General features: G+C 64.1%; 14 protein-coding genes. 10 read left to right on the forward strand and 4 right to left on the reverse strand.

Annotation, left to right across the window (positions count from 1 at the left end; all coding sequences use genetic code 11):
- Nucleotides 1-6: 6 nt before the first annotated feature.
- Entirely contained in the window at nucleotides 7-528 is a 522-nt protein-coding gene (locus tag AADW22_RS04115; RefSeq protein ID WP_258182285.1) for a UGSC family (seleno)protein, read from the forward strand.
- Between the two features lie 73 nt (nucleotides 529-601).
- Here AADW22_RS04115 and nagA read toward each other — a convergent pair whose 3' ends face one another.
- Nucleotides 602-1,732 carry an N-acetylglucosamine-6-phosphate deacetylase gene (gene nagA, locus AADW22_RS04120; RefSeq protein ID WP_407474311.1) on the reverse strand — a complete coding sequence of 377 codons (1,131 nt, stop codon included), beginning with the start codon at nucleotides 1,730-1,732 and terminating at the stop codon, nucleotides 602-604.
- Nucleotides 1,729-2,604: a BadF/BadG/BcrA/BcrD ATPase family protein gene (locus tag AADW22_RS04125; RefSeq protein ID WP_005851462.1), complete on the reverse strand. Its 876-nt coding sequence runs from the start codon at nucleotides 2,602-2,604 to the stop codon at nucleotides 1,729-1,731. Before AADW22_RS04125 ends, nagA begins: the two co-directional genes overlap by 4 nt.
- A gap of 169 nt (nucleotides 2,605-2,773) precedes the next feature.
- Here AADW22_RS04125 and edd point away from each other — a divergent pair, with 169 nt between their 5' ends.
- Both edd and eda read left to right on the forward strand, forming a co-directional pair.
- On the forward strand, nucleotides 2,774-4,576 hold the full coding sequence (edd, locus tag AADW22_RS04130) for a phosphogluconate dehydratase (RefSeq protein WP_348002205.1): 1,803 nt from the start codon (nucleotides 2,774-2,776) through the stop codon (nucleotides 4,574-4,576).
- A gap of 21 nt (nucleotides 4,577-4,597) precedes the next feature.
- Nucleotides 4,598-5,245, forward strand: coding sequence for a bifunctional 4-hydroxy-2-oxoglutarate aldolase/2-dehydro-3-deoxy-phosphogluconate aldolase (gene eda / locus AADW22_RS04135; RefSeq protein ID WP_407474312.1), 648 nt, complete (start codon nucleotides 4,598-4,600; stop codon nucleotides 5,243-5,245).
- On the opposite strand, the gene AADW22_RS04140 is transcribed toward eda, so the two are convergent.
- Nucleotides 5,242-5,766, reverse strand: a complete 525-nt coding sequence (locus AADW22_RS04140; RefSeq protein ID WP_174226595.1) for a winged helix DNA-binding protein — start codon at nucleotides 5,764-5,766, stop codon at nucleotides 5,242-5,244. The genes eda and AADW22_RS04140 overlap by 4 nt on opposite strands.
- A gap of 184 nt (nucleotides 5,767-5,950) precedes the next feature.
- Here AADW22_RS04140 and AADW22_RS04145 point away from each other — a divergent pair, with 184 nt between their 5' ends.
- Nucleotides 5,951-6,868 (forward strand): lipid A-modifier LpxR family protein, encoded by a 918-nt coding sequence (locus AADW22_RS04145; RefSeq protein ID WP_407474313.1) that lies wholly within the window; start codon nucleotides 5,951-5,953, stop codon nucleotides 6,866-6,868.
- Nucleotides 6,869-6,961: 93 nt separating this feature from the next.
- A complete protein-coding gene (locus AADW22_RS04150; RefSeq protein WP_132997170.1) occupies nucleotides 6,962-8,035 on the forward strand; it encodes a Hint domain-containing protein in 1,074 nt (357 codons plus the stop codon).
- Between the two features lie 33 nt (nucleotides 8,036-8,068).
- Here the strand turns inward: AADW22_RS04150 and AADW22_RS04155 are convergent, their stop codons facing one another.
- Complete coding sequence (locus AADW22_RS04155; RefSeq protein ID WP_009826027.1) at nucleotides 8,069-8,638, reverse strand: TlpA disulfide reductase family protein; 570 nt, start codon at nucleotides 8,636-8,638, stop codon at nucleotides 8,069-8,071.
- 22 nt (nucleotides 8,639-8,660) lie between these two features.
- Here AADW22_RS04155 and argH point away from each other — a divergent pair, with 22 nt between their 5' ends.
- The 5 genes from argH (at nucleotide 8,661) to AADW22_RS04180 (ending at nucleotide 14,473) form a co-directional block, all read left to right on the forward strand.
- Nucleotides 8,661-10,052: an argininosuccinate lyase gene (gene argH / locus AADW22_RS04160; RefSeq protein ID WP_005851479.1), complete on the forward strand. Its 1,392-nt coding sequence runs from the start codon at nucleotides 8,661-8,663 to the stop codon at nucleotides 10,050-10,052.
- Nucleotides 10,049-10,228, forward strand: coding sequence for a hypothetical protein (locus tag AADW22_RS04165; RefSeq protein ID WP_005851482.1), 180 nt, complete (start codon nucleotides 10,049-10,051; stop codon nucleotides 10,226-10,228). The genes argH and AADW22_RS04165 overlap by 4 nt, the downstream gene beginning before the upstream one ends.
- Nucleotides 10,225-10,428, forward strand: coding sequence for a hypothetical protein (locus AADW22_RS04170; RefSeq protein WP_037964972.1), 204 nt, complete (start codon nucleotides 10,225-10,227; stop codon nucleotides 10,426-10,428). Before AADW22_RS04165 ends, AADW22_RS04170 begins: the two co-directional genes overlap by 4 nt.
- A gap of 148 nt (nucleotides 10,429-10,576) precedes the next feature.
- On the forward strand, nucleotides 10,577-11,842 hold the full coding sequence (lysA, locus tag AADW22_RS04175) for a diaminopimelate decarboxylase (RefSeq protein ID WP_064216993.1): 1,266 nt from the start codon (nucleotides 10,577-10,579) through the stop codon (nucleotides 11,840-11,842).
- A 39-nt stretch (nucleotides 11,843-11,881) separates the two neighbouring features.
- The gene (locus AADW22_RS04180; RefSeq protein WP_407474314.1) at nucleotides 11,882-14,473 is read left to right on the forward strand and encodes a TIGR02302 family protein; all 2,592 of its coding nucleotides are present in this window, start codon (nucleotides 11,882-11,884) and stop codon (nucleotides 14,471-14,473) included.
- Nucleotides 14,474-14,493: the final 20 nt, after the last annotated feature.

The raw sequence follows: 14,493 nt of genomic DNA on the forward strand, positions 1-14,493 counted from the left end.
ACGTGAATGACAATAATTCTTGACCCGACGGACGAACGTGTCCCCGTCGCGCGTCAGATCAGCGAACGGTCCGGTTCGGTGCAGGGGGTTGTCGGGCTGCTGAACATCAGCAAGCCGCGCGGCAATATCCTGCTGGATGAACTGGACAGGTTGTTGACCGAAAACGCACCCGGCGTTGAGATCCGGCATTATACCAAGCCGACTTTCGCCAAGCCGTGCCCCGACACGCTACGCCACCAGATCCGCGATGAATGCGACTTTCTGGTCGAAGGGCTGGCGGACTGAGGATCATGTACCACGTGCAGTATGCACGATACAGTCTGGTTTGAAATCCAGGGGATCCCGTCTGTTTCCATCGCTTCAAGCGTGTTTGGCCAAGCCGCTGAAACGCAGCGCAAGGCCTTAGGCATGGAGGGCGCGCGCTATGTGCTGGTGCCGCATCCTATTCAGGATGCCACGGACGACGAAATGCGCGCCAAGGCGCGTGAGGCGTTCGACCAGATCATCGGGGCGTTGCGCGACGCGTGACTGACGTGAAAAAATGTAAGGCGGCGCGGAGAGATCCGGGCCGCCTTTTTCGTGGGCTTGGGGTGGGCGGGCGTTACAGCTCGGTCAGCCAGTGCAGCTCTGACAGGTCGTCGTTGATCCAGATCATCGCATCGACGCTGTCCGCTTCGGGTGGGTGCGCCAGCAGTTGCGCAGGGATTGCTGTGGCACGGGCCAGCGCCCGCGCTAACGGCTCGCCCACGGTGTTGTGCATATAGCGCACGGCTTGCAGCAAGGTCAGGTCGGCCCCGGCCAGCGTTCCGTCTGCCAGCGTCAACCGTCCGTCGCGGCGCAGGATCTCGCGGTCGTTCAGGGTGAAGCTGGTGATATCAGAGCCGCCAGTCGCCATCGCGTCGGTCACCAGAAACACCTCTGCCGCGCCGCGGTTGGCGGCAAGTGCGGCGCGGATCATGGCCGGATGGACATGCACCCCGTCGGCAATCAGGCCGGATGCCACGCGCGGATGATCAAGTGCCGCCCCCACCAGCCCCGGGCTGCGCGCGTTGGCCTGGCTCATGGCGTTGAACAGATGCGTTGCCATGCGGGCACCGGCGTCGAAGGCGCGCATGGCGGTGTCATAGTCGCAATCGCTATGGCCCAGCGATACCAGCACGCCCGCCTGCGTCTGCGCCGCGATCTGATCGGGGGTGGCGTTTTCGGGGGCGAGGGTCATCATCAGGTTGGGGATCCGGGCCACGGCATCGGTCAGCATCGCCATATCATCGTCAGACAGGGGGCGAATCAGGCTGCCGTCATGGGCACCTTTGCGGGCAACGCTCAGATGCGGCCCTTCAAGATGGAGCCCCGCAATACCCGGCATGCCCAGGTGCAACGCCTCTGCCACGGCGGCGATGGCGGCGCGGCTATGGGCGGGGGTGTCGGTGATCAACGTGGGAAGAAATGCGCGGGTGCCAAGCCGTCGGTGCGCGGCGGCCATCGCGCGCAGCGTGTCCAGATCGGGCGCGCTATTGAGCATCACGCCGCCCCCGCCGTTCACTTGCAGATCCACAAACCCGGGGGAGAGGATGCCCCCGTTCAGCCTCCGGGTTTTGGCCCCCACCGGTAGCGCGGTCAGGGGTGTGATGCGCGGGATGCCGTCGGAGTGCACCACAAGCGCGTGACCGGTCAGCAGATCCTGCCCGTCAAAAATGCGCGCGCCGGTATAGGCGGTGAGGGGTGCGGTCATGCCCGCGCGGCGCGCAGGGCCAGTGCGACGGCCCCATCCAGTGCGCGGCCTTTGGTTTCGACCAGATGGGCAGTCTGCGTGTCGGGCAGATAGGCGGCGTAATGGGGGCCGACGCCGCCGGTCAGGCACAGCGGGCCGCCGGGTTGATGGTCGAGCGCGATCAGGGCGCGGGTCAGGTAATCGGCCCCGCTTGCCATCAGCGCCCGTCCGATGCTGTCGCCCGCCGCGGCGGCCTGTACCACATCGGGGGCAAGGGTGGCGAAATCGCCGGGCCGCGCCTTGAGGCTGAACTGCACGATGCCCGCGCCACCGCCGAATTTATCCAGCATCTGCTGCGACAGGGGGCTGGCGGGGGTGATCCCGTCGACGACGAGCAAGGTCTGCTCCAGCACGCCATGCCCCAGCCACGCGCCCGATGCCTGATCCGAGACCTGATAACACCAGCCGCCGATACAGGTCTGCACGCCGGCCTTTTGGCGGCCCACGATGGTGCCGGTGCCAAGGGCGATCAGGTGGCAGTCCTGCTCTCCGACAGCGCCGACGATGGTGGTGGTGGTGTCTTCGGTCACGACGGATTTGGCAAAGGGCAGACCCGCCTGCACGCGCGGGCCCATTTCCGGCCCCGTGTATCCCGCAAGCCCCAGATGAGCCACGGCACGGGGCATATCGGCGACATCCAGACCGGCGCTCTCTATCGCGTTGCGCGTCGCGGTGAGCACGCTGTCGATTGCGGTGGCGCAATCGGTGCTGACATTCGCCCGCCCGCCTTTGCCTTCGGCAAGGATACGGCCATCGGGGGTGGCAACAGCGGCGCGGCAACCGGTGCCGCCTCCGTCAACGCCGATCAGGAAAGGAGGGTCTATTTGTGTCATCCGAATTGTTTAGGGCACCTGTTTTGGCGGGGAAAGACAATTTTCGCCATTCGTTTTACCCATGGTCGCAACGGGTTTGCAAATGGCACATGCGCGTGATAAGTTAGCGCTAACATACTCACGTCTTTGTAGGAAGGCCCTTAGGCCCACCCACGTCACGAAGGAAAGCATGATGTTGAACGATACCGTAGCCCGTGTCACCGACCGGATCATCGAACGCAGCGCGCCAAGCCGGGGGGCCTATCTGGCGCGGATGCGCCGCGCCGCCGAGGAAGGGCCGGCACGGGCGCATCTTTCGTGCAGCGGGCAGGCGCATGCCTATGCCGGTGCGGGGCAGGACCAAGCCGCGCTGGCGACGCAATCGGCGGGCAATATCGGGATTATCACGACTTATAATGACATGCTCTCGGCGCACCAGCCGTTCGAACGCTTTCCGACCCTGATCCGCGACACCGCGCGTGCGGCGGGCGGGACGGCACAGGTCGCAGGCGGCGTGCCTGCGATGTGTGACGGCGTGACCCAAGGCACCCCGGGGATGGAGCTGAGCCTGTTTTCGCGCGACATCATCGCCATGGCGGCGGGGGTCGGGCTAAGCCACAACACTTTCGATTCCGCGATCTATCTGGGGGTCTGTGACAAGATCGTACCCGGTCTGGTGATCGCGGCGCAGGCTTTCGGGCATCTGCCAGCGGTGTTCCTGCCTGCGGGGCCGATGACCTCGGGCATCTCCAACGACGAGAAAGCGATCGTGCGCCAGAAATTCGCCGCAGGCGAGGCCACGCGCGAAGAGCTGATGGCGTCGGAGATGGCGGCCTACCACGGCCCCGGCACCTGCACTTTCTATGGCACCGCCAACACCAACCAGATGTTGATGGAGTTCATGGGCCTGCACCTGCCCGGCGCGTCCTTTGTGAACCCCAATACGCCCCTGCGTGATGCTCTGACCGTTGCGGGGACGCAGCGGGCGCTGGCGATCAGCCATCTGGGCAATGAATACACACCCGTTTGCGATGTGCTGGACGAAAAAGCCTATGTGAACGGCATCGTCGGCCTGCATGCGACAGGCGGGTCGACCAACCTGCTGATCCACCTTGTCGCGATGGCGCGGGCCGGTGGGATCGTGCTGGATTGGCAGGATTTCTCGGATCTTGCTGATGTCACGCCGCTGCTGGCGCGGGTCTATCCGAACGGCTTGGCCGATGTGAACCACTTCCACGCGGCGGGGGGCTTGGGCTTTATGATCGGTCAGCTCATGGCGGGCGGCTTGCTGCATGACGAGGTCAAGACCATCGCGGGCGACGGGCTGTCGCGCTATACCCAAGACCCCAAGCTCAAGGATGGCGCGATCGAATGGGTCGCAGGCCCGACTGAGACGCTGAACGAAAAGATTGTGCGCCCCATTGGCGACCCTTTCCAGCCCACGGGCGGGTTGAAACGTCTGGCGGGGAACCTTGGCAATGCGGTCACCAAAGTCTCTGCCGTGAAGCCGGAGCATCACATCGTCGAAGCCCCGATCCGCGTGTTCCACGACCAGGAAAGCGTGAAAGACGCTTATCGCAATGGTGAGTTCAACGAGGATGTCATCGTCGTCGTGCGTTTTCAGGGGCCCAAGGCCAACGGCATGCCCGAATTGCACAGCCTGACGCCGGTGCTGGCGAACCTGCAGGCGCGGGGGCTGAAGGTGGCGCTGGTCACCGACGGGCGTATGTCCGGTGCTTCGGGCAAGGTATTGAGCGCGATCCACGTGTGTCCCGAAGCGGTGGACGGCGGGCCGATTGCACGTTTGCAAGACGGTGATATCGTGCGCGTCGACGCCCGCGACGGGCAGCTGACGGTCCTGACCCCCGGCGCGATGGATCGCCCGGTTGCCACGGCTGATCTGTCGGGCAATGAATACGGGCAGGGGCGCGAGCTGTTTGCCACTTTCCGCAACACTGTTGGCGCGGCTGATACCGGCGCCAGCAGCATTTGAACCTGACCAGAGGATGATCCGATGACCCCGCAAGACGCCAGCGCCGCTGCCTATGCCATCTGTAAACGTGCCCCCATCGTGCCGGTCCTGGTGGTGCATGACGCACTGCACGCCCGCCCCCTGGCCGAAGCTTTGGTTGCAGGCGGATTGCCCGCGCTAGAGGTGACGCTGCGCACTGATGCCGCGCTTGAGGTCATTGCCGAGATGGCAAAAGTCGAAGGCGGCGTTGTCGGGGCGGGCACGTTGCTCACCCCCGATGATGTCAAACGTGCGGTGGATGCGGGCGCGACCTTTGGGGTGTCGCCGGGTGCCACGGATAAACTGCTGCAAGCGGCCGAAGATCTGGGCCTGCCGATGTTGCCCGGTGCTGCCACCGCGTCAGAGGCGATGCGTCTTTTAGAACGCGGCTATGATATGCTCAAGTTCTTCCCCGCTGAAGCTGCGGGTGGGGCACCCTTCCTGAAATCGCTGTCCTCGCCGCTGCCTCAGGTGCGGTTCTGCCCCACGGGCGGCGTGAGCCCTGCCAATGCGGAAAGCTACCTGTCGCTGCCTAATGTGGTTTGCGCGGGCGGCAGCTGGGTCGCGCCGGACAATCTGATGCGCAAGGGCGATTGGGCGGCGATCACCGAACTGGCCCGCGCCGCCAGCACCCTAGGCAGCCGCGGCTAAAGCGACGCCGCCGCGCGACTGGCCTGATCATACTGACCCGAGATCGCGCGTAGCTGCGCCGCGATCTCGCGCAGGTCGTCGCCTTTGATATCGGTGCGCCCCATGCTGTCGATCAGGCAGGTGTTGCGCACCGCGCGGTAGGTCTCTATCAGCTCGGCCCCGCTGGCGGAGGTGCGATAGAACACCTCTTTTCCGCGTTTCTCGGCCTCTAGCAGGCCGGATTTCAGCAGTTTGCGCAGCGCGTAGTTCACCGTATGCGTATCTTCGATATTCAGCAGAAAGCAGATGTCCGTCAGCCGTTTTTCACGGTCGCGGTGGTTGGTGTTGTGCAGCACCAGTATTTCCAGCGGGGTCAGGTCGGCATTGCCCGCCGCCGCCATGCAGCGCGACATCCAGCGCGAGAAGGCGTTGTAGGCGATGATCATCCCGTATTCGAGCTCGGACGCCTCCCATCCTTCGCCCTCGGCAAGGTGACGGGACGAGACGATACGGCGGGACGGGTGCGATTTTGGGTCTGACATCAGTGCCTCAAGGCTGGTTTTCACTGTCGTTATGTTAGCGAATTGTCGGTATCGCGCAATCGGTCTGTGCGCCAAGGACACGCCCGCCCGAGAAAAATGTACCAAGGATAGCGCGACGCGGCAGGGCGCGGTAGCAAAGGGGCAACGGGTGCCGACCCTTACAGCCATTGCGATAGGAGTGACGATGCTGCGATTTCTTGTGCCGGTATTGGCCGCGCTTTTGCTTTTGCCCGTGGGTGCGCAGGCGACAGAGCGGGAACGCCTTGGCTATGGCCGTCTGATTTCCAATGATTCCATCGGAGAGTTTCGCGACCGCGAGCGCACGGGCTCCTATGTGTCGTCCCGCGTCTGGGGGCCTGAGTGGACGGGGCGCTTGCCGGACCGCTTTGGGCAGTTGATCGAGCTGCGTTTGGGGGTAGAGGTACTGGCACCCGCGAACCTGCGTCGCCCGCAAGCCGGATCGCGGCCCTGGGCCGGTGCCCTGTCCGTCGGAATGCACACCCATTTCGAACGCGATGCTGTGGAATATTCGGTCGGGGCGGCGATCTATGCCACCGGTCCGCAGACCTATCTGGATGATCTGCAACGGGGGCTTCACGACATCATCGACGCGACCTCGCCCTCTGATCAGGTGCTTGATGACCAGATCGAAGACGGCTTTCACCCTACGGTTCTGGTCGAGATCGGGCGCAGCTTTCCGATGGGCGCGCGGACAAGCCTGCGCCCCTTTGTCGAAGGGCAGGCGGGGATAGAGACATTCGTTCGCGCGGGCTTCGACCTGACCTTTGGCGACATCACACGCGGGGAAATGTTGGTACGCGACAGCACCACCGGCCAGCGTTACCGCGTGGTGCAGAACCGCGACGCGACGGGCTTTGGCTTTGTCGTTGGGGCCGATATCGCGCGGGTCAGCGACAGCGTGTTCCTGCCGTCGGATCGTGGCTATGACCTGACGCCGCGCCGCGATCGTGTGCGTGCCGGGGTGCATTGGCAGGGCAAGCGGGCCTCGGCGTTCTATGGTCTGACGTGGCTGGGCAAGGAATACGAGACGCAGCCCGATCACCAGCTTGTCGGCTCTGTACGCATCAAGATCGACTTCTGACGCGCAGGCCCCGTGCATAGGGTGATTCGTTCTTTCCAGCGGGGAACGGTTTTGATAGCCTTGGGGCAATAATAATACGACGAGGCACGAACAGTGGTCAAAACGGGCTTTCGAGGCACGTTTGTCATAAGCTGGTCGCAGACAGAAATAGACGGGCTGGACGCCGCACCGGTGCAATCCCTCAAGGTGGGGGCAGCCTGGGCGTGGCGTGGCGATTCAATTCGCGTTGACGGGCCGAATGACGTGTTGCGGCTGGATCAGGCGGACGAGGCAGGGGATCTGCGCAGACGGGCTGCGCGGATGGTGCATCGTTTGGTCGGGGCCGCGCTGGACGGCACCACGCCGCCGCACCGGTCTTTCGCCAGTGACCGCGACACCCCTTTGATGGACAACAGCTTTACCGTGACCGACGGCGCGCAGACCTATCTGGTGACAGTGATCGAGGTCGGTCAGGGCAGCCAGCCGCTGCTGATGTTCCTTGACGCGCTGCCGCCGCGCAATACCGATCTGTGGGTCGTCGCGCATACGTTGAACACCGCCGCGGCGGATCGTGCGGCGCAATACAGCAGCGGCGTCATCTGCTTTACCCCCGGCACGATGATCCGCACCGCCGATGGCGCGCGCCGGATCGAACAACTGCGCGAGGGCGATCACGTCCAGACGAAAGACAACGGCCTGCAACCCGTGCGCTGGATCGGTAGCCGTCGGATGAGCGGGGCGCGATTGTTCGCGATGCCGCAGCTGCGCCCCATCCGGTTTCGCGCCGGTGCTTTGGGGGCTGCGCAGCCTGACGCGGATTTGCTGGTGTCGCCCAGCCACCGGATGCTGGTGAAGGGGCGCGTCGCGCATGACTTGTTCAACACGGACGAGGTGCTTGTCACCGCGCGGGATCTGGTGAACGGGCGCAGTGTCACCATCGATGCCCATGCGCGCGAGGTGACTTATATCCATCTCCTGCTCGATTTCCACGAGGTGCTTTGGGCCAACGGCGTAGAGACGGAAAGCTTTCACCCTGCCTCTGCCGCGCTAGAGACATTGGACGCGACCGACCGCGCGCGGCTGCTGGACCAGTTTCCGCAGATCGCCTTTGATCCGCATACCTATGGCGGCTATGCGCGGCGTAATCTGTCGATGTCCGAAGCGGCGATCCTCGCGCACGCCGCCTGACGCTGCCGGATCGCCTGCTTTCTTGGGGCGGGCCTAGCTGTCTGCCTTGCCCGCGATCAATGCCTGCACGATGGCTTTTGCGCTGTCGCTCGACCAATCCGCATCACCGCGCAGACGCGCGATTTCACGTCCCTCAGGGTCCATGATCACGGTGATCGGCAGGCCGAAAATGCCCATCTGACTGGCCAGCGCCTGTTTCGGGTCCTGGTGGCGTGGCAGGCTATCGACGCCCGCATCCGCAAAGAACCGTTTGATCCCGTCGGGGGTGTTGCGACCCGTGGCGATGGTCAGCACCTCGAAATCATCGCCGCCGAATTCCTTTTGCAGCGCGTTCAGCTGCGGCATTTCCTTGCGGCAGGGGGCGCACCATGTGGCCCAGAAGTTGATCAGCACATATTTGCCCTGCCACGCCTCAAGCGTCGTCTCGCCGCCGTCATCCTCAAGCTGGAACGCGACAGAGGAGGTGGCAACGGGGGAATCGTGCACGACCAGTTTCTTCATATCACCGTCGCGCAGGGGCTTGATGTCGGCGCTTTGCCCAAAGCTGGGGTTTGCACCAAGGGCAAGGGCCGTATAAACGAGCGCGAGCATAATCTTTTTCATTTTCCCTCCGAGGGGTTGCCTGATGACCGATACGACTTCGAACAAAATGTGGGGTGGCCGTTTTGCCGCCGGACCAGACGCGATCATGGAGGCGATCAACGCCTCGATCTCGTTTGACCAGCGTATGGCCGCCCAGGACATTGCCGGGTCGCGTGCCCATGCTGCCATGTTGGCTGCACAAGACATCATTAGTGATAGCGATGCCGACGCCATTCGGAAAGGGTTGCTCACGGTGTTGTCAGAGATTGAGGGCGGGACATTCGCCTATTCGACCGCGCTGGAAGACATCCACATGAACGTCGAGGCGCGCCTGAAAGAGGTGATCGGCGAACCCGCAGGCCGTCTGCACACGGGCCGGTCGCGCAACGATCAGGTCGCGACCGATTTCAAACTGTGGACCCGCGACCAGTTCGACGCCGCCGAAAGCGGATTGTTGGCGTTGATCAAGGCCTTGCTGGGTCAGGCAGAGGCCGGAGCCGATTGGGTCATGCCCGGTTTCACCCATTTGCAGACCGCGCAGCCGGTCACTTGGGGCCACCACATGATGGCCTATGTCGAGATGTTTGGCCGCGATCTGAGCCGGATGCGCGACGCACGGGCACGGATGAATGAATCGCCTTTGGGCGCGGCTGCGCTTGCGGGCACGTCCTTTCCGATCGACCGCGACATGACCGCACAGGCGCTTGGCTTTGACCGTCCGGCCGCCAATTCGCTGGACGCGGTCAGCGACCGTGACTTCGCGCTTGAATTCCTGAGCGCTGCGTCGATCTGCGCCATGCACCTGAGCCGTTTCGCCGAAGAGCTGGTGATCTGGTCCTCGGCGCAGTTCCGTTTCGTGACCCTGTCAGACCGTTTCTCGACCGGGTCGAGCATCATGCCGCAGAAAAAGAACCCCGACGCGGCAGAGTTGATCCGCGCCAAGATCGGCCGGATCATGGGGGCCAATGTGGCCCTGATGATGGTGATGAAGGGGCTGCCGCTGGCCTATTCCAAGGACATGCAGGAAGACAAAGAACAGGTCTTTGACGCCGCTGACAACCTGATGCTGGCGTTGGCCGCGATGGAAGGCATGGTCAAGGATATGTCCGCCAACCGCGAAAGCCTTGCTGCAGCGGCGGGATCGGGCTTTTCCACCGCGACCGATCTGGCCGATTGGCTGGTCCGCGTGCTGGGGCTGCCGTTCCGCGATGCGCATCACATCACCGGATCGTTGGTGGCGCTGGCCGAACAGAACGGCTGCGACCTGCCGGACCTGACACTGGAACAGATGCAATCGGCCCATGGCGACATCACGGCAGATGTCTTTGACGTTTTGGGCGTGGAAAATTCCGTCAATTCGCGTATGTCTTACGGGGGCACCGCGCCCGCACAGGTGCGCGCGCAGGTGGCCCGCTGGAAAGGGATCATCGGATGAAACCCGTCGCTGCTATTGCCTTGTTGCTGACTCTCGCCGCCTGTGGTGTGGACGGGGAACCCGTGCCGCCGCAGGTCAATAGCACGGTGACGCTGTCGTCGTCAGGCATGTCGGTGGGCACTGGCGTCACCCTTGGCCGTGGCCCGTTCCGGCTGGGTCTGGGGGCGGCGCTGTGATCCGCGCGGCGGTGCTGGCCGTGGTTGCAATGGCGGTGCTGGCGGGCTGCGACAGCGCGCAACGCCATGCGCCAAGCGCCCATGACAGCCGCGCCTATCCCCCCGCGACGGATACCGCCACCCGCAAGCATCGCAGCAACTATGAACCCGGTGTGCATATCTCGGGGCATGTGGATGTGGGCGTTTCCAAAACATTCTGACCGGCGGGGCGGGTGGCGCTGATTGCCATTCCCGCCGCCTTTGGTATTGGGGTAAGCTGTGGTCTGCCGCGATGCCTTTCCCTGCGGTTCGCCGCCCGTAAACGATCGCCGGCAGCTTTCGGCGGGAAAAGCTTAGGAGCCTGAAACTATGGATCATTTCCTGTACCGCGATGGCGCGCTGTTCGCCGAGGATGTCGCCATCTCCGAGATCGCAGCCGCGGTCGGCACGCCCTTTTACGTCTATTCAACCGCCACGTTGTTGCGCCACTTCAAGGCCTTTGACGATGCGCTGGACGGGATGGACCATCTGGTCTGCTACGCGATGAAGGCGAACTCGAACCAAGCGGTGCTGAAAACGCTCGCGCAGGCGGGGGCGGGCATGGATGTGGTGTCGGCGGGGGAATACCTGCGTGCCAAGGCGGCAGGCGTGCCCGGCGACAAGATCGTGTTCTCGGGCGTGGGCAAGACCGTGTCGGAAATCCGGCTCGCGCTTGAGGGCGGCATCCGCCAGTTCAACGTCGAATCCGAACCCGAGATGGAGGTGCTGGACGCCGTCGCGCGGTCGATGGGCAAGGTCGCGCCGATCACCATCCGCGTGAACCCCGATGTCGACGCCAAAACACATGCCAAGATCGCGACCGGCAAGTCCGAGAATAAATTCGGTATCCCCATCGCCCGCGCGCGCGAAGTCTACCGCATGGCCGCCGCGATGCCGGGCCTGGAGGTCGTGGGCATCGACGTGCACATCGGCAGCCAGCTGACCGATCTGACGCCGTTCGAACTGGCGTACCAGAAGGTTGCCGAACTGACAGAGCAGCTGCGCGCCGACGGGCACACCATCCGTCGTCTGGATTTGGGCGGCGGGCTGGGAATCCCCTATGAGCGTAGCAATGCCGCCCCGCCGCTGCCCACGGATTACGGCGCGATGGTGCAAAAGACGCTTGGCCACCTGGGCTGCGAGATCGAGATCGAGCCGGGCCGTCTGATCGCGGGCAACGCCGGCCTCATGGTGAGCGAGGTGATCTATGTCAAATCCGGCGAGGGCCGCGATTTCCTGATCATCGACGGTGCGATGAACGACCTGATCCGCCCCGCCATGTACGAAGCCCATCACGATATCATCCCCGTCGTCGAAGCCGAAGCAGGGGCAGAGCAGCAGCCCTATGACATTGTCGGGCCGGTCTGCGAATCCGGTGATACCTTTGCCAAGCAGCGTATGATGCCAAAGCTGGCGGCGGGCGATCTGGTGGCCTTCCGCAGTGCCGGTGCCTATGGCGCGGTGATGGCCAGCGAATACAACTCTCGTGCGCTGATCCCCGAGGTGCTGGTCCATGGCGATCAATTTGCGGTTATCCGCCGACGCCCGACCTTTGACGAAATGATAAATCGCGATACCATTCCTGAATGGCTGTGACCGCGCCTTGCGTGTCCGGCTTTTGAAAGCAGGGCCCGCATGACGCTTTTCACCGCCAAGGATGACGACCACTCGCCCGAGCAGGGTCTCAAGTCGATCCGTTGGCCCCTGCGTCTGACCTGGGCCGGTATCTGGGCCGAGGTGTTGGTGCAGGCGTTCTGGCCGCTGATTGCCTTGGTGCTGTCTGTTCTGGCCGTGCTGATGCTGGGGCTGCACGATACCGTTCCGATGTCCGTCGTGACCGGCGCTGTCGTTGCTGTGACGTTGGCCGCTGTCGGGGCGCTGGTCTATGCGCTGCGGCATTTACGCATTCCCCGCCGGATAGAGGCGCTGACCCGCCTTGACGCCAGCCTACCCGGACGCCCGATTCAGGCGCTGATGGATGTGCAGGCGATCGGCACGGGGGATGATGCCTCTGCTGCGGTGTGGCAGGCGCATCAGCGCCGCATGGCCGCCCGTGCCGCCGCTGCGCAGGCGGTGCCTGCGGACTTGCGCATGGCGCGCCGTGATCCCTTTGCCCTGCGCTATGTCGCGCTGCTGGCTTTCGTTACGGCGCTGGTCTTTGGGTCGGTGCTGCGCATCGGGTCGGTAGCGGGTCTGACGGCGGGCGGGGGGGCTTTGGCCTCCGGTCCGGTCTGGGAAGGATGGGCGGAGCCACCGCGCTATACCGGCAAGCCGACGCTCTATCTCTCCGACCTTGCCGAAGGCCCGCTGAACCTGCCTGCCGGCACGCTGATCACCCTGCGCATGTATGGCGAAGTGGGGGCGCTGTCGGTTTCCGAGACCGTCTCGGGCCAGCCCCAGCCAGAGGGGGACACCCCCGCAATCGTGCAGGATTTCAAAGTCAGCCAAAGCGGGCAGATCGCCATCGACGGGCCGAACGGGCGCGCGTGGGACGTGACGATGCTGCCTGACGCCAAGCCGCAGGTCGAGATTGCAGGCCCGCCCGAGGTGACCGCCCTTGGCGAGATGCAACTGCCCTTTGTGGCGCGGGACGACTATGGCGTTGAAGCGGGCGAGGCGCGGATCGATCTGGATCTGGCCGCTGTGGACCGCCGCTATGGGCTGGCGATTGACCCTGACCCGCGGGCCGAGATGATCGTGCCGCTGTCACTGCCCATTGCCGGGGACCGCCGCGATTTCGAAGAGAACCTGATCGACGATTTTTCCAAACATCCTTGGGCCAACCTGCCGGTCACGGTCACGCTGAGCGTGCTGGATGCGTCGGAACAACAGGCGACCACCCCGCCGACGCAGATGACCCTGCCGGGACGACGCTTTTTCGATCCGCTGGCGGCGGCCGTTATTGAACAACGGCGCGATCTGCTCTGGGCCAAGGGCAACGCCGACACCCTCGCGCAGGTCTTGCGGGCGGTGTCCTATCGTCCGGCGGATGTATTCCGCTCTGACACGGCGGCGCTGCGCTTGCGGCGGCTGATTGAACGGATCGAAATTCGCGCCCGCTATGGTTTGTCCGACGAGGTGCAGACCGAGATTGCGGATGATCTATGGGATCTGGCGATTGAACTGGAGGAAGGCGTGCTGGCCGATGCGCTGGACCGGATGCGCCGCGCACAGGAGCGTTTGCAAGAGGCGATGAAGAACGGTGCCTCGGACGCCGAGATCGCAGAGCTGATGGAAGAGCTGCGCCGCGCCACCGACGACTATATGCGTCAGTTGCAACGCCAGCAGGCGCAAGAAGGTGAGAACGGCGACCAGCAGCAAGGTCAGCAGGGCGAGACCATGCAGATGACGCAGGACGACCTGCAACGCATGATGGACCGGATTCAGGAACTGATGGAGCAGGGCCGCATGGCAGAGGCCGAACAGGCGCTGCGCGAGCTGCAAGAGATGATGGAGAACATGCGCGTTACCCAAGGCCAGCCGGGCGAAGGTGGGCAATCCGAGGGTGAACAGGCGATGGAGGGGCTGGCCGATAGCCTGCGTGAGCAGCAAGAGCTAAGCGATCAGGCGTTCCGCGATTTGCAGGACAGGTTCAACCCCAATGCCGATGATGGCCAGCAACAGGGGCAGGGCCAGGGCCAGCAACCCGGCCCGCAACAGGAGGGCAACCAGCCCGGCCAACCGGGGCAGCAGCCGGGCCAGAACAACGGCCAGGGCGAACCGGGGCAGGGACAGGGATCGATCGCTGACCGTCAGCAAGCGCTGCGCGATGAACTGCGCCGTCAGGAAGGGCGTCTGCCCGGTGGCGGCACCCCGGAAGGTGACGCCGCGCGCGATGCGCTGGACCGTGCCGGCCGCGCGATGGACGGCGCCGAAGAGGCTTTGCGCCGCGACGATCTGGCCGAAGCGATCGATAACCAGTCGCAGGCGATGGAAGCGCTGCGCGAGGGGATGCGCGCCTTGGGCGAGGCGATGGAACAGGACCAGCAAGCGTCCGAACCCGGACAAGGCACCGCGCAGGGCAACCGCCGTGCCGAGAACACGGACCCTTTAGGGCGCGAACAGGGGGCGAATGGCGCGCAGGGGTCAGAGGGTGATCTGGCGCTGGATAATGACGCCTATGGCCGCGCGCGTGAACTGCTGGACGAGATCCGCCGCCGCTCGGGCGAGGCGACGCGGCCAGAGGTCGAACGCGACTACCTGCGCCGTCTGCTGGACCGCTTCTGATAGGATTGATGACGCAAGGA

The sequence above is a fragment of the Sulfitobacter sp. PM12 genome (genome assembly GCF_045586035.1).
GTDB classification, from domain to species: domain Bacteria; phylum Pseudomonadota; class Alphaproteobacteria; order Rhodobacterales; family Rhodobacteraceae; genus Sulfitobacter; species Sulfitobacter pontiacus.